The sequence below is a fragment of the Streptomyces sp. NPDC030814 genome, assembly GCF_055572155.1.
In genome coordinates, this window is record NZ_JBVIDX010000024.1 from 75,390 (window position 1) to 97,917 (window position 22,528).

General features: G+C 72.4%; 19 protein-coding genes. 3 read left to right on the plus strand and 16 right to left on the minus strand.

Going from position 1 to position 22,528, the window contains the following annotated elements; translation table 11 throughout:
• Positions 1–59 precede the first annotated feature (59 nt).
• Positions 60–1,448: an ROK family transcriptional regulator gene (locus ACZ43N_RS34180; RefSeq protein WP_468102941.1), complete on the minus strand. Its 1,389-nt coding sequence runs from the start codon at positions 1,446–1,448 to the stop codon at positions 60–62.
• A 217-nt stretch (positions 1,449–1,665) separates the two neighbouring features.
• Here ACZ43N_RS34180 and ACZ43N_RS34185 point away from each other — a divergent pair, with 217 nt between their 5' ends.
• Entirely contained in the window at positions 1,666–2,877 is a 1,212-nt protein-coding gene (locus ACZ43N_RS34185) for an MFS transporter (RefSeq protein WP_468102942.1), read from the plus strand.
• Positions 2,878–2,971: 94 nt separating this feature from the next.
• Here the strand turns inward: ACZ43N_RS34185 and ACZ43N_RS34190 are convergent, their stop codons facing one another.
• Positions 2,972–4,114: a glycoside hydrolase family 6 protein gene (locus ACZ43N_RS34190; protein WP_468102943.1), complete on the minus strand. Its 1,143-nt coding sequence runs from the start codon at positions 4,112–4,114 to the stop codon at positions 2,972–2,974.
• A 209-nt stretch (positions 4,115–4,323) separates the two neighbouring features.
• Between ACZ43N_RS34190 and ACZ43N_RS34195 the strand changes: the two genes are divergently transcribed.
• A complete protein-coding gene (locus ACZ43N_RS34195) occupies positions 4,324–5,007 on the plus strand; it encodes a DUF5995 family protein (RefSeq protein WP_468102944.1) in 684 nt (227 codons plus the stop codon).
• Between the two features lie 12 nt (positions 5,008–5,019).
• On the opposite strand, the gene ACZ43N_RS34200 is transcribed toward ACZ43N_RS34195, so the two are convergent.
• The 8 genes from ACZ43N_RS34200 to ACZ43N_RS34235 form a co-directional block, all read right to left on the minus strand.
• On the minus strand, positions 5,020–6,732 hold the full coding sequence (locus ACZ43N_RS34200) for a flavin monoamine oxidase family protein (RefSeq protein WP_468102945.1): 1,713 nt from the start codon (positions 6,730–6,732) through the stop codon (positions 5,020–5,022).
• 50 nt (positions 6,733–6,782) lie between these two features.
• Positions 6,783–7,571 carry a carbon-nitrogen hydrolase family protein gene (locus tag ACZ43N_RS34205; protein WP_468102946.1) on the minus strand — a complete coding sequence of 263 codons (789 nt, stop codon included), beginning with the start codon at positions 7,569–7,571 and terminating at the stop codon, positions 6,783–6,785.
• Between the two features lie 236 nt (positions 7,572–7,807).
• Positions 7,808–9,031, minus strand: coding sequence for an MFS transporter (locus ACZ43N_RS34210; protein WP_468102947.1), 1,224 nt, complete (start codon positions 9,029–9,031; stop codon positions 7,808–7,810).
• Positions 9,032–9,176: 145 nt separating this feature from the next.
• Positions 9,177–10,646: an HAD-IA family hydrolase gene (locus ACZ43N_RS34215; protein ID WP_468102948.1), complete on the minus strand. Its 1,470-nt coding sequence runs from the start codon at positions 10,644–10,646 to the stop codon at positions 9,177–9,179.
• 142 nt (positions 10,647–10,788) lie between these two features.
• Positions 10,789–11,862 carry an ABC transporter ATP-binding protein gene (locus ACZ43N_RS34220; protein WP_468102949.1) on the minus strand — a complete coding sequence of 358 codons (1,074 nt, stop codon included), beginning with the start codon at positions 11,860–11,862 and terminating at the stop codon, positions 10,789–10,791.
• A gap of 3 nt (positions 11,863–11,865) precedes the next feature.
• Entirely contained in the window at positions 11,866–12,714 is an 849-nt protein-coding gene (locus ACZ43N_RS34225) for an ABC transporter permease (RefSeq protein WP_468102950.1), read from the minus strand.
• The gene (locus ACZ43N_RS34230; RefSeq protein WP_468102951.1) at positions 12,702–13,604 is read right to left on the minus strand and encodes an ABC transporter permease; all 903 of its coding nucleotides are present in this window, start codon (positions 13,602–13,604) and stop codon (positions 12,702–12,704) included. Before ACZ43N_RS34230 ends, ACZ43N_RS34225 begins: the two co-directional genes overlap by 13 nt.
• Positions 13,601–14,752 carry an ABC transporter substrate-binding protein gene (locus ACZ43N_RS34235; protein WP_468102952.1) on the minus strand — a complete coding sequence of 384 codons (1,152 nt, stop codon included), beginning with the start codon at positions 14,750–14,752 and terminating at the stop codon, positions 13,601–13,603. Before ACZ43N_RS34235 ends, ACZ43N_RS34230 begins: the two co-directional genes overlap by 4 nt.
• Before the next feature lie 226 nt (positions 14,753–14,978).
• Between ACZ43N_RS34235 and ACZ43N_RS34240 the strand changes: the two genes are divergently transcribed.
• A complete protein-coding gene (locus ACZ43N_RS34240) occupies positions 14,979–15,722 on the plus strand; it encodes a GntR family transcriptional regulator (protein WP_468102953.1) in 744 nt (247 codons plus the stop codon).
• Positions 15,723–16,075: 353 nt separating this feature from the next.
• On the opposite strand, the gene ACZ43N_RS34245 is transcribed toward ACZ43N_RS34240, so the two are convergent.
• The 6 genes from ACZ43N_RS34245 to rpe all read right to left on the minus strand — a co-directional run bounded on the left by ACZ43N_RS34245 (position 16,076) and on the right by rpe (position 22,424).
• On the minus strand, positions 16,076–16,528 hold the full coding sequence (locus tag ACZ43N_RS34245) for an Lrp/AsnC family transcriptional regulator (protein WP_099965464.1): 453 nt from the start codon (positions 16,526–16,528) through the stop codon (positions 16,076–16,078).
• 10 nt (positions 16,529–16,538) lie between these two features.
• Positions 16,539–18,005 (minus strand): amino acid permease, encoded by a 1,467-nt coding sequence (locus ACZ43N_RS34250; protein ID WP_468102954.1) that lies wholly within the window; start codon positions 18,003–18,005, stop codon positions 16,539–16,541.
• 376 nt (positions 18,006–18,381) lie between these two features.
• Positions 18,382–19,824, minus strand: coding sequence for a GuaB1 family IMP dehydrogenase-related protein (locus ACZ43N_RS34255; RefSeq protein WP_468102955.1), 1,443 nt, complete (start codon positions 19,822–19,824; stop codon positions 18,382–18,384).
• A 130-nt stretch (positions 19,825–19,954) separates the two neighbouring features.
• A complete protein-coding gene (locus ACZ43N_RS34260; protein ID WP_468102956.1) occupies positions 19,955–20,308 on the minus strand; it encodes a barstar family protein in 354 nt (117 codons plus the stop codon).
• 247 nt (positions 20,309–20,555) lie between these two features.
• Positions 20,556–21,599: a sugar-binding transcriptional regulator gene (locus tag ACZ43N_RS34265; RefSeq protein WP_468102957.1), complete on the minus strand. Its 1,044-nt coding sequence runs from the start codon at positions 21,597–21,599 to the stop codon at positions 20,556–20,558.
• A 138-nt stretch (positions 21,600–21,737) separates the two neighbouring features.
• The gene (rpe, locus tag ACZ43N_RS34270; protein WP_468102958.1) at positions 21,738–22,424 is read right to left on the minus strand and encodes a ribulose-phosphate 3-epimerase; all 687 of its coding nucleotides are present in this window, start codon (positions 22,422–22,424) and stop codon (positions 21,738–21,740) included.
• Positions 22,425–22,528 lie beyond the last annotated feature (104 nt).

Sequence of the window (22,528 nt, forward strand, 5' to 3'; positions counted from 1 at the left end):
CGGGTTCTCCCGCGGTGCCAGGGCCTACCGCGGTGCCCAGGGCCTCCGCGTGGCGGGCGCTACCGCGGTGGCGGTGTGAACAGCTCGTCCTGGGCCGCGTCCCTCGCCATGAGCAGCGCCCCGCGCAGTACGGCGGTGCCGCCGAGGGCGCTCGACCGCACCTCGGTGGGCAGCGGCGACAGCGCCGCCAGCCGCGCTTCGACCCGGGCTGCGAGCGCGTCCCCACCGGCCTGTCCGACCTCACCCCCGAGCACCACGCAGCCGGGATCGAGGACCGCGACGACCGAGGCGACCCCAACGGCGAGACGGTCGGCCAGTGCGTCGAGGAAGCGGGCGCGAGGGTCGACCGCCCGGCGCCGGGTCCCTGCCGAAGCGCCCGGCACGCCCGCAGAGGTGCCCTTGACGCCCCCGGGAGCACCCATCACTCCCGCCGACCCGCCCGACCCGCCCGCCGCGGGACGCCGTCCGGTCTCCTGCGCGGGCACGTCGGCCGGTGCGGTCCCGCCCGCGCCCGACGAGGCATCGCCTCCACCCGCCCAGGGGCGGCTCGTCACCGCATCCGCGGCTGCCCGCACCAGCGTGGCGGCGTGTGGCTCGTTTCCGGTGGGGTCGGTCGTCACCCCGTGCTCCGCCGCCAGGGACGCGATCGCCGCCGCGCCGCCCAGGGAGTGGAAGCCGCCCTCGCAGTCCGTGGCCGAGGGCAGGGTCGCCGTGCCCGGGACCGGGAGGAAGCCGATCTCGCCGGTGCCGCCGGAGGCACCGCGGCGGAGGGTGCCGTCGAGGACGACGGCGGCCCCGGTGCCGAGGCCGAGCCAGAGGAGGACGAAGGTGTCGCGGTCGCGGGCGGCGCCGTCGCGCTGTTCGGCGAGCGCGGCGAGGTTGGTCTCGTTCTCGACGAGGACCCGGGCCGGGAGGCGTTCACCGAGGCCGGCGGCCAGCCGCCGGTGCCATTCGGGCAGCCCGGTGCTGTTGCGCAGTTCGCCGGTGGCCGGGTCGATGAGCCCGGGGGCACCGATCCCCACGGTGTGCAGCCGGTCGGCGCCCGCCTCCTTCGCGGCGCGCTCCACGAGGCCGACCGCCTGCTCGACGGCGGGCCCCGTGCCCGTGTCGTCCGTGATCGGCACGGACGCCCGCGCCAGCTCCGTACCGAGCAGATCGGCGACGACGACCGTGACGCCCTCGGTGCGCACGTCGAGCGCCGCGAGGTGCGCGCGGTCGGCGACGATGCCGTAGAGGCGGGCGTTCGGCCCGCGCCGCTGCTCGCCCGACTCCCCCACGACCGAGATCAGTCCGGCCTCGGTGAGGCGGTCCACGAGATCGGCGACGGTGGGCCGGGACAGACCGGTGAGCTGTTTCAACTGCCCCGCCGTCAGCGTCCCTTCCTCCTGCAGCAGCCGCAGGGCGAGCCGGTCGTTGATGGCCCGGGCGGTGCTGGGTGATGCGGGCATGCCGGGATCCTCCCAGATCGACGACGCGTACGGTTGCCGGCCCCGCGCCCGGAGGGCGGCTGCCGGCTCCCCTACGCAGGCAAGACAGCGCTCTCTATCTATCAGGCAGGGTTCCTGATAGTTTACGGCGGCGCGAGCGCTGGTCGGGAAGGTCGGGTGGTCCGGGAGCGACTGAGGTCGCGCCCGAGAGGACGCCGGAAGCCAGGGAGGACGGAGAATGAGCGCAGTGGTCTACGAGCAGCGCGATGTGCGGCGGGCCCGGTACGCCGTGGCCGCCGTCTTCGCCGTGCACGGAGCGGTGACCGGCTCGTTCGCGACCCGGGTGCCCTGGGTCCAGGAGCACGCCCAGCTCGGCGCGGGCCAACTGGGACTGGCCCTCGCGTTCCCCGCGATCGGCGCGTCCGTGGCGATGCCGCTCGCGGGCTGGGTCAGCCACCGGCTCGGCGCCCGCAAGGCGATGCGTGCGCTGATCGCGCTGTGGACCCTCGCGCTGACCCTGCCGTCCCTCGCGCCGAACCTGTGGACGCTGTGCGTGGCTCTGTTCGTGTACGGCGCGACCGCCGGCATGGCGGACGTGGCGATGAACGCGCTCGGCGTCGAGGTCGAGAACCGCCTCGGCAAGTCGATCATGTCGGGTCTGCACGGCATGTGGAGCGCGGGCGCCCTGATCGGCTCGGCGGCCGGCACGCTCGCCGCACACCTCGGCTCGGACGCCCGGCTGCACCACGCGCTGGCGGCGGCCGTCCTCACCGTGCTCGGCCTGGCCGCCTGCCAGTGGGTGCTCGACATCCGGGCCACCGAGGACGAGGAGCCGCCGCCCCGGTTCGCCTTGCCGCCCAGGTCCGCGCTGCTCATCGGCGCGGTCGGGTTCTGCGCGGTGTTCGCGGAGGGGGCGGCCCTGGACTGGTCGGCGGTCTATCTGCGGGACGAGTTGGCGACCTCGGCGGGCCTCGCGGCGGCCTGTACCACCGGGTTCATGCTCACCATGGCGGCGGCCCGGCTGATGGGCGACGCGGTGGTGAACCGCTTCGGCGCGGTGCGCACCGTGCGGACGAGCGGTGTCCTCGCGGCGCTCGGCGGTCTGCTGATCGTCGTCGCGAACCATCCGGCGGTCGCCATGGCCGGGTTCGCGCTGATGGGACTCGGCATCGCCGTGGTCGTCCCGCTCTGTTTCGCCGCCGCCGGCCGCAGCGGCCCGAACCCGAGCCAGGCCATCGCGGGTGTCGCGACCATCACCTACACCTCGGGGCTGGTCGCGCCGAGCGCGATCGGCGGTCTGGCGCAGCTGACCAGCCTGGTCATGTCGTTCGGGCTGGTGACAGTGCTGGCGTGCGGGCTCGCCGTGTTCGCGGGGGTGCTGCGTGCCGGGGAGGGCGACCGGTCGCGGATCAGTCGGCCGGACGCGGCAGTTCCCGACCCGAAGCCCTGAGCCGTCGGTCCTCACGGTGGGCCGCAGAGTGCCCGCGTCCTTGAGGGCCGTGGGACGGTCGTGACGTTCGACCGCCGCGGACGGGAACCCTCACTCAGCCACGCGCCAGCTCGTACGCGTACCCCGGAGAGAACGCGCCGGCCTTCCCCCGGCATCCGTCGGACTCCCCCGGCAGCTTCACCCACAGATAGGCGTCGATGCGGGACTCGCCGGTGGTGAGCGTCGGAGGGCGGCCGAGACCCCGGCCCGAGGGGTCGCACCATGTGCCGTCGGACGGGGCTCCGTTGCCGTTGCGGCTGGTGTCGATGACGGCGCCGAGGTCCGCCGGGCCGCCGAGGGCGTCCAGCACCTTCCGGGTGTAGGCGATTTCGGCGTCGGTGCGATTGAAGTTGGACACGTTGCTGAAGACGCCGTCGGAGGAGTCCGGTGCGGCGGCGCCCGCCAGGCGGAGCAGGGTGGCCTGCTTGTCCGGCGTGTTCCACTCCGAGTGCCCGGCGTCGTAGTAGACACGGGCCTCGGGGTTGGCGTCCTTCAGGACGCGGCCGGCCCGGACGAGCGAGGTGAACCGGTCGGCCCGCGCGTCGGCCGAGAGGCAGTCGGACTGGGCGATCGCGTCGGGTTCCAGGATGACGATGACCTCGTCCGAGCCCAGCCCGGCGGCGAACGCGTCGATCCAGGTGTCGTACGCCTCCAGGCTCCGGGCCCCGCCCTGGGAGGCCCCGCCGCAGTCGCGGTCCGGGATCGCGTACGCCACGAGGACCGGCACCCGGTCGCGCTCGGCACCTCCGGAGGCGACCGCGGCGACCTCCGCGGTGACGGTGGCCGGGTCCGGGTCGGTGAACCAGACGGCGGCCGGACGGTCGGCGATGCGGGACTCGATGACGGCGCTGCGCGGGTCGTCGGGGTGGTCCCGCACCCAGTCGCGGACCTGGGAGTCGGGGTGCCGGTAGAGCTTGACGGGACCGTCCGGCCGGGGTCCGGTGTCTGGGTCGCTCTCCTCCGCCGAGGGTCGTGCGTCGGCCGCCCCGGACGGTTCGGGCGGCTTCGAGGGCGAGGGCGAGATCCGCGACGGCGAGGGCGGGGCCGGGGCCGGAGTCGGCTCGGCCCGGTGGGACGCGTGGGACGGGGAGCGGCCGGACAGGGTCCGGGCCTCGGCGGCGCCTCCGTCGCCGTTCAGCCCGGCCATCGCACCGGTGACGGTTCCGACGACGGCCACGACCGACGCGACGGCGATCATGGCGCCGCGTCGCACCTTCCGCCTGTGCGCGGCTCGGCGTGCGGCCAGTCGCTGGGCGCGTAAGCCTGACACGTGGTGCTCCCCCCTGCTCCCGGACCCGAGGCTCACCGGCTTCCCGGCACTCCCCGCCGCGCCCGCGTTCCCCCGTTCCGGGGACGCGCCGGGCACGGCGGCATCGGCGTCAGCGTAGGCCTGGGACCCTGCCCCCTATGGCGCAGTTGGAACATTTCACCAATTCGGTGGACTCAGTGGACACCGTCGTCTCCCGTATGCGAGCCCTCGACGCCACCCTGCCCGCACGGGACGGGATCGCGGTCTTCAACCGCGTCTACCTCACCGTCACGGAGGCCGTCGGCCGGCGCATCGACGCCGGCCGCTTCCCGGATCCCGAGGCCGCGACCACCCTCGACGTGCGCTTCGCGGAACGGTACCTACGGGTCGCGGAGGGCTGCCGCGCCCCCGCCTGCTGGCGGCCGCTGCTGCAACTCCGGCGCCATCCGGGCGTACGCCCGCTGCAGTTCGCCCTCTCGGGCATCAACGCGCACATCGGGCACGATCTGGCGCTCGCCGTCGTGGACGCCTGCCGTACGCTCGGCTGCGAACCCGCGGACCTGGAGGACGAGTTCGATCACGTGGGTGACCTCCTCGTATCGCTGGAGGAGCGCATCCGCGAAGAGCTGATGCCGGGCCCCGATCTCCTCCAGGTCGCCGATCCGCTCACGCATCTGCTCGGGTGCTGGAGCCTGGAGCGGGCCCGCGAGGCCACCTGGGCGGCGGCCCGGGCGCTCTGGGCGCTGCGCGGACTCCCCGATCTCGCCGGGGAGTTGGCCCACCGCCTGGACGCGGCGGTGGGGTTCGCGGGACGGATGCTCCTGACACCGCTGCCGGACTGATCCGGGGAGAGGTCAGTCCTCCGGGAGTTCCACCGGCGCGATCTCGTCGTACACGTCGCCGGGGCCGGGGTTGGTCGCGTCGGTCGTGCCGCCGAGGTGGTGCATGACGCCCCAGACGGCGTTGAGCGCGGTCTGGATCGCGCCCTCGGCCCAGCCGGCCGTCCAGGAGATGTCGTCGCCGGCGAGGAAGATGCCCCGCTTGTCCTCGGGCAGCCGGTCCTGCATGAAGTGGGTGAACAGGCGCCGCTGGTAGCGGTAGTGGCCGGGCAGGTTGGCCTTGAACGCGCCCATGAAGTAGGGCTCGTTCTCCCAGGAGACGGTGACGGGGCTGCCGATGATGTGCTTGCGGATGTCGACCTTCGGGTAGATCTCGCCGAGCGACTTCAGCATGACCTCCATCCGCTCGTTCGCGGACAGCGGCAGCCACTTCAGGCTGTCGTCGCACCATGTGTAGGAGAGGCAGATGACGGCGGGCTTGTCCGGGCCGTCGTCGAGGAGGTAGGTCCCGCGGGTCATCCGGTCGGTGAGCGTCATCGACATGACGTCACGCCCCGTCGGATTTCCCCTGTCGTCGACGGCCTTGTCCAGCCAGAACGGCCGGTCGACAGGGACGAAGAGCTTGCTGGACTCCATGTAGTGGGTCCGCTCGATCGCCGTCCAGTGGTCGATCGGGAAGAGCGAGTCGTCACAGTCGATCTTCGACAGCAGCATCCAGGACTGGGCGGTGAAGACGGCCGCCTTATAGGTGCGGATCTCGCCGTTCGCGTCCGTCACTGTGATGCGGTTGCCGGCGGTGCGGTGCAGCCGGGTCACGGCGGGGCGGGGCTCACCGTCCTCGTGCAGCGTGGCGAGGGAGGTGCCGTACGCCCAGTGCACGATCTTCTCGGGCTCGCGCTCCCAGAGGCGGAGCGGGAGCTGCTGGCTGCCGCCGACGATGCCGCGGTGGTGGTCGTCGGCCTCGGTGTAGACGACGCGCAGGATCTCCAGGATGGAGTTCGGGAAGTCGGTGTCCCAGCCGCCGGTGCCGAAGCCGACCTGGCCGAAGATCTCGCGGTGCCGGAAGGACTTGAAGGCCTCGGAGTCGCAGAGGAAGCCGTAGAAGGTCTGGTTGTCGAGCTTCTCCACGAGCCGCGCCCAGATCTCGCGGATGCGCGGGACGTCACGCTCGCGCATGGCCCGGTTCATGTCGGAGAAGTCCGCGCCCTCCTCCAGGCACCTGTTCCAGGCGTCGGCGACATCACGGTAGACCTGCGGGAGGTCCGCGATCGTCTCGGCGTAGTGCGACTCGCCCTTGAGGTCGACGACGGTCGAGGGCGTCGCCTCCGCGAGGGGGTTGGGGAAGGGCCGCGTCTCCAGGCCGACCAGGTCGATGTAGTGCTGCAGTGCGGTGGAGGACGGCGGGAAGCGCATGGCGCCCATCTCGGCGGTGAGCGAGGGGTCACAGCCCTCGAAGCCCACCGTCCGCAGCCGTCCGCCGATCCGGTCGGCCTCGTACACGACCGGCTTGAGGCCCATCTTCATCAGCTCGTACGCCGTCACGATGCCGGACAGGCCGCCGCCGATGACCGCGACCTCGGTGCCGTGCTCGGTCGCCGGTATCTGGCCGAGGCCCGCCGGGTGGGCCAGGAAGTCGTCGTACGCGTACGGGAAGTCCGGGCCGAACATGGTGATCGGCGGCTGCTGCTCGTCTGCGTGCTCGATGGCGTTGGGCACGGTGGACGTCATGGGGTACGGACTCCTTGCGGGAAAGCGGCGGGGCGGGGCTGGGGGGAGGGTCAGACGAGGGATCCGTAGAGACCGGGGCGGCGGTCCCGCAGATAGGGGTTCGCCTCGCGGGAGGCCGCGACGAACGCGGGGTCGACGTCGGCGAGGACGAGGTCCTCGCCGCGTCCGGCGCGGGTGCGCGCGACCCCGTCGGGACCGGCCAGGGTGGAGAGCCCGACGAACTCGAACTCCCCTTCCCGGCCCACCCGGTTGACGTACGCGACGTACATCTGGTTCTCGAAGGCCCGCACCGGGATCATCGACTCGGCGACGAACTGGAACGGATGCATCTGGGCCGTGGGCACCACGAGAAGGTCGGTGCCGGCGAGGGCGTGGGCGCGGACGTTCTCCGGGAACTCCACGTCGTAGCAGATCATGATCCCGACGCGGACGCCGTCCAGTTCGGCCTGGACGACGGGCTGCTCGCCCGGGGTGAAGTGGTCCCGCTCGAAGCAGCCGAAGAGGTGCGTCTTGCGGTAGTTGGCGAGCCGGGTGCCGTCGGCTGAGACGAGCTGGGCGGAGTTGAAGACGACCTCGCCGGACCGCTCCGGGTATCCGTACGCGACGGCGAGCCCGTGGCGGCCCGCGATCTCCGCGACCGCGTCGGCCGAGTCGCCGTCGGCAGGCTCGGCGAGCCGGGTGATGTCGTCACCGATCGCGTACCCCGTCAGGAACATCTCGGGGGCGACCAGCAGCCCCGCCCCCGCAGCGCCGGCACGGGCCGCGGCCTCGTCGAGCACCTTGAGGTTCTCGACGACCGAGCCGGGGCGGCCGGAGCTCTGGAGCAGGGCGATGCGCATGCGCGTTCCTCACCGGAAGGAGGGGGTCTGGGGTCATGTAGACGGTACGGGCGGCTGACCAGGCCGGACAAGGAGGAGCCGTTGCGCGCCGAGGCGCGGTTCGTTGCGTCCTGGGCCGGTACTCCGGCGATTCGTTGCGCGCCCGGCGGGTGCGTTCCCGCCGTCCCCGGGGCCCTCGCGGGGGTGCCCTCGCCCGGACGGACGAGGGCACCCCCGTGAGGCGGTGGGGCAGAGGCTCATGCGCGTGCCGTGGACCTCCCCGTGCGTGCCACCAGCACCAGCGCCGTGACCAGATAGGGCACCGCGAACACCGCGAAGACGGTGCTGTGCGGGTGGTGCGCGGCGAGCAGGGCGTAACCGGCGAAGACGGCGACCGTGGCGACCTCGGTGCCCATGCCGGCCACCGAGGTGAGGGTCGCCCGGCGCTCCCCCTCGATACGGTCCTGGAGCCGGGCGTCGACGAGCACGTTGACCAGCTGGAATCCGCCGAAGGCGACCCCCACGAGTGCGACACCGGCCGGAGTCGCCGTCAGGGATCCGGTGGCGAGGGCGAGCGCCGAGACGGCGAGCACCACCCCGAGTCCGGTGGTGCCCAGGCGCTCGCCCACGCCGGTCAGCAGGCTGCCGATCGTGGGCCCGGCCCAGATCAACAGCAGCAGGAAGGGCACCGTCTGCTCGGCCACGCCGGTGTCGCGGGCCAGCAGCGGGGTGTACTCGTCGAGGGCGCCCCAGACCGCGCCGACCGCCGGGACGAGCAGCAGGGCTCCGCGGACGGAGTGGTTCCGGCGGGCCTCGGCGAGTCCGGTCCGCAGGGTGGTGAGGGTGGAGGCCGGGTCACCGCCGCCGGCGGCCGCCTGTCGGTGCTCGGGGAACCGGGTCGCCAGCACCGAGGTCAGCACGCAGACCAGTACGCTCGCCGCGCCGACGGCCGGGTAGCCGCCGAGGTCGAGCACCGGTCCGGCCAGTCCCATCGCCGCCATCACGGCGATCATCCCGGCCGCCTGGGCCCGGCCGATCACCCGCGCGTAGCGGTCGGTGGCGCCGAGCCGGTCCAGCTCGTCGTAGACCAGGGCCTCCAGCGCGCCGGAGCCGAGGGCTCCACGCACCCCCCACAGCACGAAGCCGAGGGCGAACGCCCAGTACGAGGGCGCGATCACCCACAGGGCGAAGCCGACGGCGGTGAGCAGCGGGCCGAGCCACAGCAGCAGCCGTCGGGAGACGGCGTCGGCCCAGGCGCCGGAGGGGACCTCCAGCAGGATCCCGGTGATCGACCACAGGGCGAAGAGCGAGGAGATCTGCCAGATCGACAGGCCGGTGTCGCTGAACAGCAGCGCGTACACCGGGTAGAGCAGCACGAAGTCGTCGAGGAACGCGTAGCCGTACAGCGTGGCCGTCAGCCGCCGGACATCGGTGGTACGGATGTCCGCGGCGCGGGGCGCGCGCGCAGGTGAGAGTGTCATGGGGCCTTCCCGCGGGGGCGATTCGGACGTCGGGGGTACGGCGTCCGAGGCGGCCCTCGGGAGGCACGGCTGGTGGATCAATGTCGCCAGGTCATGGCACCGATGCTAGCCGTGCGGCCCCGCCCGGCCCAGTGGATATCGGCCGTCACCGCGCGGCGGGCGTGTCCAGCGCGAACGTCGTGATGACCGCCGCGTGGTCCGACGGCCAGTCGTTGTCCTCGACGTCCGGCCAGGGGCACGGGGTGCCGCTGACGTAGGTGCGGGAGTCGAGCACCGCCAGGCCCCGGTGCAGGACGAAGTCGATGCGGTCCTGCGGCTCCGGGCGGCCGCTGCCGTCCTCGTGCTCGACGTGGATCGGCGACCAGGTGTGACCGGGCTCCCGGACGGGGTCGGGATGGGCCTCCCGGTAGGAGTCGCGCAGGCCGGCCGCCTCGGCGGCCCTGGTCACCGGCCAGTCGACCTCGGGCCGGTCCAGGTGCGAGGGGCTGTTGAAGTCGCCCACCAGGACCACCGGCACGGTGTTGTCGATCCGGCTCAGGCAGTCCCGCAGCTGGGCGAGCCGCACCTCCTCGTGGGCGATCAGCTCGGCGGCCCCCAGCCCGTCGAAGGCGGCCTCGTAGGGCCCGTACGGCTTGTAGTCCAGGTGGACGGTCCACACATCCACCTCGGTGCCGGTGCCGGTCCTGATGCGGACGCCCGCCCCGCCGTAGAAGCCGACGTCCGGGTCGCCGAAGCGGGCGGTGATCGGGTGGCGGCTGATGATGCCGAGGTTGTCGCCGGCCCGGTGGTGGTGCCAGCCGAGCGCCTCGGCGAGTTCCTCTGCGGCGGTGCCGTACGTCTCCTGGAGGCCCACCACGTCGGCGCCGGTCTCGGCGATCACCGCGAGCTGTTTGGCGCGGTGATCGCGGACCCGGGTGCCGCCGTGCCAGAGGTTCCAGGTCATCACGCGCAGGGCGGGTCCGTCTGGGGCGACCAGACGGCGCAGGCTCTCCGGGTTCACGGATCGCAGGCTCTCCCGTACGGTCCGCCCCGGCGCCTCGTCGATCGGCGCGAGCGAGGGCACCGCGAGGACCACGCAGCCCGCCGCCTCGGCCGAGGTGACTCCGGTCTCGGTGTCCTCGACGGCCACACAGGCGGCGGGGTCGACGCCGAGCGCGCGGCAGGCGGCGAGGTAGGGGTCGGGGGCGGGCTTGGTGTGCTCGGTGTCGTCGGCGGTGACGGAGACGGCGAACAGTTCGCGGCCGAGGACGTCGAGGACGGTGTCGGCGACGTCGCGCGGCGACGCGGTGACCAGGGCGGTGGGGACGCCCTCGCGGGCCAGGGCCCGCAGCAGCTCCAGCGCGCCCGGCCGGGGCACGATCCCGGTGCGGACCCGGTCGGTGAACTCCCGGTGGAGCGCGGTGGCGAGTGCACCGACAGGCGCGTCCGTGAGGCCGGCGAGCCAGGCGGCGGTGTGCTCGACCGGGCGGCCGAGGACGTCCGGCTGGTCGGCCCCGGTCAGTGTGCGCCCGAGGCCGGCGGCCACGTCTTCCACCGCCTCCCACCAGAGCCGCTCGGTGTCGACGAGCGTGCCGTCCATGTCGAACAGAACGGCCTGGAGCGGGAGTCGAGACAAGGGGTTCCCTTTCCGTGGGGGTGTCGGGGCGGTACCCGGCCACGCGGGCCGGGCGGGGTGGTCAGGGGGTGGCACGCGGGCGGGGTGGTCAGGGGGTGGCACGCGGGCGGGGTGGTCAGCGGGTGGCACGCGGGCGGGGTGGTCAGCGGGTGACACGCGGGGCTACCAGCACCGGCCGCTCCGGCAGGCTCACGGCCACGGCTGTTCCGGCGCCGAGGGTCGCCGCGTCATGGGTGGGCAGGTCGGCCTTGACCTCGGTGCCGTCGGCGAGCCGTACGGTGAGGCGGGTGGCTGCGCCGAGGAACGCGGAGGCCACCACGCGGGCGTCCCCGGTGTCGTCGGGCCGTACCCCGACCGCCTCCGGCCGCACGAGGACGTCCACCTCGTCGGTGGCCGGCGCCGACCCGTCCACGGGCAGCCGGCGGCCCAGCACCTCGACCGTCGTGCCGGCCAGTCGTCCGGGGATCCGGCTCATCGTGCCGACGAACTCGGCGACGAAGGCCGTGGCGGGACGGCCGTACAACTCGGCGGGTGCCGCGCACTGTTCGAGCCGCCCGGCGTGCATCACGGCGACCCGGTCGGCCAGGGACAGGGCCTCCTCCTGGTCGTGGGTCACGAACAGGGTGGTGATGCCCAGCTCCTGCTGGAGCCTGCGGATCTCCTCGCGGAGCGTGAGCCGCACCTTGGCGTCGAGGGCGGACAGCGGTTCGTCGAGCAGCAGGACGCGGGGGCGCAGGGCGAGCGCCCGGGCGAGGGCGACGCGCTGCTGCTGGCCGCCGGAGAGCTGGTGCGGGTACCGGTCGCCCTTGTCGGCGAGGCCCACGAGGTCCAGCAACTCGGCGGCCCGGGATCGACGTTCGGCCGTGCGCACCTTACGCATGCGCAGCCCGAAGGCGACGTTGTCGAGGGCGCTGAGGTGCGGGAAGAGGCTGTACGACTGGAAGACCATCCCGGCGTCGCGCCGGTGGGCCGGGACGCGGGTGACGTCCTCCCCGTCGACCAGCACCTCGCCGGCGTCGGGGTGTTCGAAGCCGGCGAGCATCCGCAGCGCCGTGGTCTTGCCGCAGCCGGAGGGGCCGAGCAGGGCGAGCAGTTCGCCGGGCCGGACGGTGAGGTCCAGTCCGTCGAGGGCCACGGTCGTCCCGAACTCCCGGCGCAGGCCTCGGAACTCGACGGTGGCGGCGGTGTCGGTGGCTGTTGTCTCAAGCACGGTCATGGTTCATCCCCGTGAGGCGGAAGCGGTTCGGGTGCGTCCGCCGAAGGAGGCGAGCGCGAGGAGCATGGCCCAGGTGACGAGCAGGCTGAGCACCGAGACGGCGACGGAGAGCTGCGCCTGCGAGCCGCTGACGTTGACGATCCACACGGCGAACGGCCGGAATCCCAGCAGCTGGGCGACGGTGAACTCGCCGAGCACCAGCGCCAGGGTGAGGAACGCGGAGTTCAGCAGCGCCCCGCGCAGATTGGGCAGCACGGCCTGCACCAGCGCCTGCGGCCAGCTCGCCCCGCAGCTGCGGGCGGCCTCGACGAGGGTGCGTACGTCCATGGCGCGCAGACCGGCGTCGAGGGCCCGGTACACGAAGGGCAGCGCCATCACCACGTAGGCGAGGACCAGCACCACGGGGAAGTCGGGGTTCTGGATCGCGACGAAGGTCTGGAACAGCGGGGTGCGGGAGAGGTGTTCGGGTCCCCACTTGAGCACGGTGCCGAGTCCGGCGACGAACGCGATGGGCGGCACCACCAGCGGCAGGGAGCACACCACCTCCACGACGGGCCGCAGCCGGGGCGCGCCGAGCCGCAGCGCGACCATGGCGGGCACCATCAGCAACAGCACGACGGCGATGGTCGCGGCGGCCAGCTCCAGCGACAGCAGCAGGCTGGAGACGAAGCCGTCGGTGCCGAGGATCTGCGTGTACGCGTCGAAGGTGATGCCCTCGCCCGGCACATCGACCGTGAAGATCACGGAGGCGGCGAGCGGGACGAGGAAGTACAGCCCGGCGCAGGCGAGGACGAGCGGGCGCCACGGGGCGGGGCGCCGCGCCGCCGGGCGCCCGGGGTTCAGGCCAGCCATCGGGCGCTCCGTCGTTGCAGGGGCAGGTACACGGCCATGACCAGCCCGGCGATCAGGACCATGTCGAGGCTGAGGGCGAGCGCCACGTTCTCCTGGCCCACGAGGACGTTGCCGGAGATGGCGTCGGCGATCTGCAAGGTGACCAGCGGGATCGAGCTGCCCACCATGGCCGCGGCGGTGGCGTACGCGGCGAAGGCGCTGCCGAAGAGCAGCACGAGCCCGCCGAGCAGTGAGGGCGCGAGCACGGGCAGGGCGACGTGGAGCCAGTACTGCAGGCCGGTGGCGCCGTTGTTCTGGGCGGCCTCCCGCCACTGGACGCGCAGTCCGTCGAGGGCGGGGGTGATGGTGAGGACCATCAGCGGGATCAGGAAGTACAGGTAGACGATGACCAGGCCCCAGAAGCTGTAGAGGTCCCAGCCCTTGTCCGTGAGGCCCAGCTGCCGGGTCAGCACACCGGAGTTGCCGAGGGTGGCGACGAACGCGAAGGCGAGCGGGACCCCGCCGAAGTTGGCGAGCACCCCGGAGGCGGTGAGCACGGCTTCGCGCAGCGCCGGGAAGCGGGAGGTCACCACGGCCTGGGCGAGCGGCAGCCCCAGGACGGCGGCGAGGCCCGCCGAGACGGCGGAGAGCTTCACGCTGCCGAGCATCGCCGTGAGGTAGGCCCCCTGCACGGAGGCCGTCATGTTCGCCGTGGTGTACGACGTGGCCCCGCTGCTCTGGTCCTTGACGGTGAACGCGCCGTTCAGCATGGCGAGGGCGGGCAGCCCGAAGGCGACGGCGACGAAGGCCAGCAGCGGGAGGACGGCGAGCCAGCCGCCGGCGCGGGGCCGCCGCTTGACGGAAGCGGCGGCCACCAGCGGTGTGTCGGCCTCGGTGACGACGGCGGTCACCCGGATACCGCCTTGGCCCAGCCCTGTCCGAGCACGTCCTTGGCCTTGGTCTGCTGGTCCTCGGTCGGGAACTCGGGGGTGCCCTCGACCTTGGGCAGCTTGGCCGCGGCGGTCTTGTCGAGCGTGCCGGCCTTCTCCATGGCGGGCATCAGGGCCGGGCGGGCGTATCCGGCGAGCCACAGGTTCTGGCCCTCGGCGCTGTAGAGGTACTCCTGCCACAGCCGGGCGGCGGCCGGGTGCGGGGCGTCCTTGTTGATGGCCTGGGAGTAGTACTGGGAGAACTTGCCGTCCTGCGGGACGACGACCTTCCAGTCGACGCCCTTGGACTTGAACTCGTCGGCGTACCCGGCGTTCAGGTAGTCCCAGTCGATGCTGATGGGCGTCTCGCCCTTCTCGACGGTGGCCGGGGTGGACTCGACGGGCGTGTAGTTGCCGTTCTTCTTCAGCTTGGCGAAGAAGTCCAGGCCGGGCTGGATGTCGTCGAACGAACCGCCGCTCGCCAGGGACGCCGCCCACACACCGCCGAAGGCCGAACCGGACTTGGTGGGGTTGCCGTTGAGGGCGACCTGGCCCTTGTACTTGGGCTTCAGCAGGTCGGCGAAGGTCTCCGGGCACTCCTTGACGCGCTTGGCGTCGCACCCGATGGATATGTAACCGCCGTAGTCGTTGTACCACCGGGCCTTGGGGTCCTTCTGGCCCTCGGGGATGTCGGCGAACGCGGCGACCTTGTAGGGCGCCAGGAGCCCCTGCTGGGCGGCGCTGAGCGCGAAGGAGCTGCCGAGGTCGAGCACGTCGGGAGCCCGGTCCTGTCCCTTGCGGGAGGTGACGGCGTTGATCTCGTCCTGGCTGGCCCCGTCCGGGTTCTCGACCTCGATCTTGATCCCGTACTTCTTCTCGAAGCCGTCGATCAGCGCGCCGTAGTTGGCCCAGTCGCGGGGAAGGGCGATCGCGTTGAGCTTGCCCTCCTGCTTGGCTGCCGCGATCAGCGCGTCCATGCCGCCGAAGTCCTTCGCCGAGGTGGCGGTGGCCGCGTTGACGCCGTCGTCGGTGGTCGTGGTCTCGGGTGCCGCGCCACAGGCGCTGAGGGTGAGTACTGCGGCGGCGAGGGCGCCGCCGATGAGGGCGGTTCTCGGCGGGAAGAGGTTCACTGGCTCTCCAGGGGTACGCGCAGGGGACGGTCTGGGTGGAGCACTTGTCTGAACAAGTTGGCCTCATTAGGTCCGCGCTTCATATCACGCACGTAAACTCCGGCGAAATACTCGTGCACGTTTTCCCGCACAATCACCGGCGGACTGCATTGTTCAGCGACCTCTTCCCCGTCTCGTTAGTCTGGTCTCGCTGTACACAGCAGCGACCGGATGACGGAGGGGGACCATGGCGGCGCGACACGAGGAGATCGCCGAGGCGCTGCGGCGGGCGATCGACCGTGAGGACTACACGGTGGGGAGTCTGCTGCCCCCGGAGACCGAACTCGCGGCCCGCTACGGCGTCTCGCGCGGCACCGTCCGCCAGGCGGTGGCGACGCTGACCGCCGAGGGACTCATCGGCTCACGTCAGGGCGCCCGCCGCGTGGTGCTGGCCGGCCGGCGCAGCCAGAGTTTCGCGGAGCTGCGCAGTTTCGCGCAGTGGGCGCGGGCGATGGGCCGGCAGGCGACGGGCCAGGTGATCGCCCAGGAGTGGCGGACCGCCACCGCCGAGGACCGTGTACGTCTCCAGCTCGACCCGGGCGCCCGTGTCCTGCACGTCCTGCGGCTGCGCGGTCTCGACGGCCGGCCCGTCCTGCTGGAGCGGACGGTCTACGCGGACTGGATCTCCCCCGCCGTCGAGTCGATCGAGGAGGACTGTCCGTCGGTCACCCAGCGCCTCCTCGACGACACCGGACTGGTCTTCGCCTACGGCGAGCACATCATCGACGCGGTGGCCGCCGGCGCCCGGGACGCCGAGCTTCTCGCGGTGCGCCGGACCAGCCCTCTGCTGCGCGTCCGGCGCGTCACCACCACCCGCGAGGGCCGCCCCGTGGAGTGGTCCGACGACCGCTACCGCCCGGACGCGGTGAGCTTCAGCGTGCACAACTCGATCGGGAACAACGCGCTGGCCAGGAAGACCGCGGACCAGTAGCGCGGGCTCCCCCTGCGGGGACCTCCGGGCGCCTCCCGGGCCGGGTGCGGGGCTTGCTCACGGCGGCACACACCGCAGGAGACCACGCCGAGGGCCTCCTGCTCGCCGGGCCACCGCAGGAGACCGCCGGCCGAGGGCCTCCTGCTCGCCGACACACCGCACGCAGACCCATCCACCTGGGGCTCCGCGCGCACCGACCCCGATCGGGCCTTGCTCGCGCGCATCCGCGGCGGGCCGGCGCGGCGGCTCGGCCACCCCGGCGGCTCAGTCACGGCGGCTCAGTCACGGCGAAGCGGCGGACCGGTCGGCGGCCCTCCCGCGGCCGCCGGCCGGCCCGACGGCGGCTCGGCTCCTCAGGTCGGCGACCCCGAGGAGAACCTCCGCAGCAGGGGCGACAGGACAAGCACCGACTTGGTCCGCTCGACGAACGGCTCCCCGGCGATCCGCTCCAGGACCCGCTCGAAGTGCCGCATGTCCGACGCGAAGACCTGCACCACGGCGTCGGCCTCCCCCGTGACGGTCGACGCGGCGACGACCTCCTGATAGCGCTCCAGCCCCCGCTGGATGGTCTCCGGCGACGTGTTGCGCCGGCAGTAGATCTCGACGAACCCCTCGGTCTCCCAGCCGAGCGCGGCCGGGTCCACCCGGACCGTGAACCCGGTGATGGCCCCGGTCGCCCGCAGCCGGTCCACCCGCCGCTTGACCGCGGGGGCGGACAGACCGACGAGTTGGCCGATGTCGGCAAAGGAGCGGCGGGCGTCCTCGGCGAGGGCGTGCACGATGCGTTCGTCGAGATCGTTCAGCACTGCGGGTGGATCACTTCTCTGGAGTCGCGAGACGGGAACGGCGGTAGCCGTAACTGAAGTAGAACACGAGCCCGACGGCCATCCAGACCCCGAAGACGACCCAGGTGATGGTGTCGAGGCTGCCCATCATCCACACGCAGAACGCGAACCCGAGGGCCGGCAGCACCGGCGACAGCGGGACCCGGAAGGTCCGCGGCATGTCGGGGCGCGTCCGCCGCAGCACCACGACCGCCACGTTGACCAGCGCGAACGCGAACAGTGTGCCGATGCTGGTGGCGTCGGCGAGCTGCCCGAGCGGAATGGCGGCGGCGAGCACACCGCAGAACAGCGAGACGATGACGGTGTTCACCCGAGGCGTGCCCGTCTTCGGGTGGACCCGCGAGAACACCCTGGGCACGAGCCCGTCCCGCGACATGGCGAAGAGGATGCGCGTCTGGCCGTAGAGCACGGTCAGCACGACGCTGGCGATGGCGATGACCGCACCGGCCGCCAGCAGCGTCCCCCAGAACGCGTCGCCGGTGACGTCCTTCATGATCCCGGCGAGCGCGGCCTCCGAGCCGTCGAAGCCCTCCCACGGCCGGGCCCCGATGGCGACGGCGGCGACCAGCACGTACAGCGCGGTGACGATGACCAGCGACAGCATGATGGCCCGAGGCAGGTCCCGCTGCGCGTTCTTCGCCTCCTCACCGGCGGTGGAGGCGGCGTCGAACCCGATGTACGAGAAGAACAGGGTGGCCCCGGCGGCGCTGACGCCGGCCATGCCGAGCGGCATGAAGTTCTCGTAGTTGCCGGAGCGGAAGCCCTGGATGCCGATCAGGCAGAACAGCAGCAGCGCGGCGATCTTCACGGCCACCATGATCGTGTTGGCCAGGGCCGACTCGCGGGCGCCGCCGAGCAGGAACGCCATGGCGAGCAGGACCACGATGAGCGCGGGCAGGTTGAATATCCCGCCGTCACCGGGCGGCGCGGACAGCGCGGCCGGGATGGTGACGCCGATGGTCCCGTCGAGCAGTTCGTTCAGGTACTCGCCCCAGCCGACGGCCACGGCCGACACCGAGACCCCGTACTCCAGGACCAGACACCAGCCGCAGACCCAGGCGACCAGCTCGCCCATCGTTGCGTACGCATACGAGTAGGAGGACCCGGAGACGGGGATGCTGCCGGCCAGCTCCGCGTAGGAGAGGGCCGAGAACAGCGCGGTGAGGCCGGCGATCACGAAGGACAGGGTGACGGCGGGGCCGGCCTTGGGGACGGCTTCGCCGAGGACGACGAAGATGCCGGTGCCGAGGGTGGCGCCGATGCTGATCATCGTCAGCTGCCACATGCCGAGGGAACGCCGCAGTGAGCCTCCCTCGCCCTGCCCACCCTCCGCGACCAGGCGTTCCACGGGCTTACGGCGCATCAGCCGTCCGGCGACGCCGCCGGGTGGCGGGACGGGGTGACTCTGCTGCTGCGGGGGTGCGCCTTGGTCGAGCACGCGCCGGCTCCTTCATCGAATGAACTCAGGGCGAGTCAGGAACCGACAGCACCGGCGAACCGAGGGCCACCGAGCAGGAGGTCCCCGCCACGCCACGTACAGCGCACGACCCTATGAGCCAGAGCTTCACGAGCGTAATGCGGCAACCTTGCGCAGCCACGCAAGATCGTTGCGTTCCTCCGGGAGGGACGTACGTTCGTTGCAGACCTGGTTCAGACCGTTGCACACAGCGCCCTTCCAGGCGGGCGCACGCGCAACGAAGTCACCCCGCACGAGGGGCACCCGCAGCAGGGGCAGGGCCGCGGGGAACCGCGCCGGAGGCCACCACGGACCCGCGGCGACCGAACCACGGGTCCCGAGCCCCCGGGCGCGCCCGTCAACTCCAGCTGGCGTGCAGCGGCTTGCCCTCCGCGTACCCGGCCGCGCTCTGGATGCCGACAACGGCCCGCTCCGCGAACTCCTCCAGCGACCCCGCGCCGGCGTACGTGCACGACGACCGCACGCCCGCGATGATCGAGTCGATCAGGTCCTCGACGCCCGGCCGCACCGGGTCCAGGAACATCCGCGACGTGGAGATGCCCTCCTCGAACAACGCCTTCCGGGCCCGGTCGTAGGCCGACTCCTCGCTCGTGCGGTTGCGCACCGCCCGCGCCGAGGCCATGCCGAACGACTCCTTGTACGGCCGCCCGCTCGCGTCGTGCTGGAGGTCGCCCGGCGACTCGTACGTCCCCGCGAACCACGATCCGATCATCACGTTGGACGCGCCCGCGGCCAGCGCCATGGCGACGTCCCGCGGATGCCGGACGCCCCCGTCGGCCCAGACGTGCTTGCCGTACTTCCTGGCCTCGGCCGCGCACTCCAGGACCGCGGAGAACTGGGGGCGTCCGACGCCGGTCATCATCCGGGTCGTGCACATGGCGCCCGGCCCGACACCGACCTTGACGATGTCCGCGCCCGCCTCGATGAGATCGCGGACGCCTTCCGCCGCGACGATGTTGCCCGCGGCGATCGGCACCCGCGGATCGAGGCCCCGCACCAGCTTGATCGCGTTGATCATCGACTCCTGGTGCCCGTGCGCGGTGTCGATGACGAGCGTGTCGACGCCGGCGTCGAGCAGCTGCTTGGCCTTGCCCGCGAAGTCGCCGTTGATGCCGACGGCGGCGGCGACGCGCAGCCTGCCGTTCGCGTCGACGGCCGGGGTGTAGAGCGTGGCGCGCAGGGCGCCCTTGCGGGTCAGGATGCCGGCGAGACGGCCGTCCTTGTCGACGGCGGGCGCGTAGCGGCGGTTGGCGTGGTCGAGGCGGTTGAAGGCCTCACGGGGGTCGATGTCCGCGTCGAGGAGCAACAGGTCCTTGGACATGACGACTTCGAGCTGGGTGAAGCGGTCGACCCCGGTCAGGTCCCGGTCGGTGACGACACCGACGGGCCGCAGCTGCTCGTCGACGACGACGCCCGCGTTGTGGGCGCGCTTCGGCAGCAGGGCGAGCGCGTCGGCGACGGTCTGGTGCGGGTTGAGCACGATCGGCGTGTCCAGGACGAGATGGCGGCTCTTCACCCAGGAGATGACGTCGGTGACGACCTCGATCGGGATGTCCTGCGGGATGACCACGAGGCCGCCGCGCCGGGCGACCGTCTCTGCCATGCGGCGGCCGGCGATGGCGGTCATGTTGGCCACGACGAGCGGGATGGTGGTGCCCGTGCCGTCCGGTGAGGCCAGGTCGACGCCCTGCCGCGATCCGACGGCGCTACGGCTCGGGACCATGAAGACGTCGTCGTAGGTCAGGTCGTACGCGGGCTGGATGTCATTGAGGAAACGCACGTGCCGCACATCCCAGTCGTTCAGAGGTGACCCCCTGACAGGACCGCCAGGGGGAAGAGCACGTACTTCATTGTCCCATGTCGGCAGGTACGGGCGGCCCCGGCGGATCGTCCAGAGCACCGGGCTCGCCCTAGGAGGATCCTCCGAGGTCCAGTACGACGCGCAGCTCGGTCCCGGCGCCCGTCCAGCGGTGCGTGGCCTCGGCGAAGACCTCCTGGGCGATGCTCCAGTCGTTCGGCTCGGCCAGCGCGTACTCCTGCCAGCCTGTGATCATGACGAGCCGTCCCCGTACGGGCGGTGCCCAGGGCAGGTCCGTGAGGCAGTCGGCGAGGGCGTCCCAGTTGCGGCCGAAGTGGTCGGGCAGGTCGAGGGCGCGGGCGCAGCGGTCCATGAACGCGGGCTTGTCGGTGGCCCCGGTGAGGTCCAGCTCCACATGGAGCCAGCCGCCGGCGCCCAGCGCCTCCGCGAGTGTGCTGCCGCTCATCTCCGTACCGCCTTCGTCTCGGGAACCGCCGTGACCGACGACGGGTGGTCATCGGCTTCCTGCATCCCCCGCCCGTGTGCCGACCCCGTCGGCAGGCGCCCGCGCAGAGCCGGCAGGATCCCGCGCAGAGCCGGCGGGCGCCCGCGCAGAGCACGAGGGGCGGGCCCGCCGCGTCACCGTCCCCGTGCCACCGCGCCCGCCCCTGCCCGGCTCGCGGCCGGGACCGTCCGGTCCTCCCGGTGGCCGCTCAGTGCCCGTCCGGGTCCGCGCGGTTGAGCGCGGGGCGGGGGGGTTGTCCGGCCGTCAGCAGCGCGTCCGCAGCGGAGGTGTCGGTGACGAGGCTGGTGACCAGACCGGACCGCAGGACCGCGTCGATCGCCGCCGCCTTGCGCTGCCCGCCCGCGATCGCGACGACCTCCGGGATACGGCGGAGCTGGTCGGCCTTGACGGTGATGCACCGTTCGCCGAGATCCCGCCCGACCCGGCGGCCCTCGGCGTCGAAGAGGTGCGCGGACATCTCGGCGGCGACGCCGAGGGAGGCGTAGTGGGCCCGCTCCTCGTCGCTGAGCATGTCGTGCACCGTGGAGATGCCCGCCTCCCAGGAGCCGATGGAGACGCAGGCGACCGTGACCTTGTCGAAGTACTCGAAGGCCCGCGCGATCCCCGTCTGGTGGCGCAGGGCGGCCGCGGTCGCCGCGTCCGGCAGCAGCATCGGCGCGTAGATGGGGTGGGCGTCGCCGCCCGACACCTGAGCGGCCCGCCGTACCGCCTCCACCGAGCCGCGCTCGGCGGTTCCCGCGTCGTAGACCCCGGTCAGCTGCACCACCGTGCACGGCGGCAGCCGGTCGAGGGCGGCCGCCATGTGGATGGTCGAGCGCCCCCACGCCAGCCCGAGGACATCGCCCTCGTTGACCAGTTCGCCGAGCAGGTCCGCGGCCACCTCGCCGAGGTTCTCGGGGTCGGGCGACTCCTCGGCCTCGGCCGGGGACTCGACGACCACGGCGTGCCGGAGGCCGTAGCGGGCGCGCAGGGCGTCGGAACGCTCGGCGTCCAGCTCCGCGGGGACTCGGATCTCGATGCGTACGAGATCCCGCTCGAGGGCGGTCTCCAGGACACGGGCCACCTTGAAGCGGCTCACGCCGAACTCCTCGGCGATCTGGATCTTGGACTTGCCCTCGAGGTAGAAGCGGCGCGCCATGGCTGCCGCCTGAACCAGCTCAGCGGGTCCCATCCGCATGGCTGACCGGCCCGCCGACATACCCGACACGGCCATCTCCTCACTGCTCTTCACACATGGATACGCCGTTCATCCTTGCAGATCCGGCGTTTTCGATCAGCCCGAAGGAACGCCGTTCACGTTTCCTTGGCCCGGTGGTCGCTTGACCTGCCCCGCTCGTCCGGCGGTCGCACGGCCGTACGACAGGGTGCCTCAGTGCCCGCAGGCCCACGCCGCGGTGGCCGTGGTGGCGTCGGCCTGGGCGCGCAACGCGCGGACCGCCTCGGCCGGGTCGTCGGCCCCGTACACCGCTGAACCGGCGACGAAGACGTCGGCGCCCGCCTCGGCGCAGCGCTCGATGGTGGCCGCGGCGACGCCGCCGTCGACCTGGAGCCACAGGTCGAGGCCGTGCTTGCTGATCAACTCGCGGGTCCGGCGGATCTTGGGGAGCATGATGTCGAGAAAGGCCTGGCCTCCGAAGCCCGGTTCGACCGTCATGATCAGCACCATGTCGAGCTCGGGCAGCAGGTCCTCGAACGGTTCGATCGGCGTCGCGGGCTTGAGCGCCATGGAGGCCCGGGCACCCTTGGCCCGAATCTCACGGGCGAGCCGCACCGGTGCGGCGGCCGCCTCGGCATGGAAGGTGACGGAACCGGCACCCGCTTCCACGTACTGGGGCGCCCACCGATCGGGGGCCTCGATCATCAGATGGCAGTCCAGCGGCGTCTGCGTCGCACGGGCCAGGGACTCTACGACCGGCACACCGAGCGTGAGGTTCGGGACGAAATGGTTGTCCATCACGTCTACATGGAGCCAGTCGGCCCCTTCGACCGCTTTCGCCTCGTCGGCGAGACGGGCGAAGTCGGCGGACAGGATGCTTGGGTTGATCTGCGCGGCCATGGACCAAGACTGCCATGCCCCGAGCGGGTAGCGGGGCCGGGGTGGTCACCGCTCTACGTCGGCTGCGAGCTGTCCCTGCGCGCTCGCGCGGTGTTCGGCGCCCC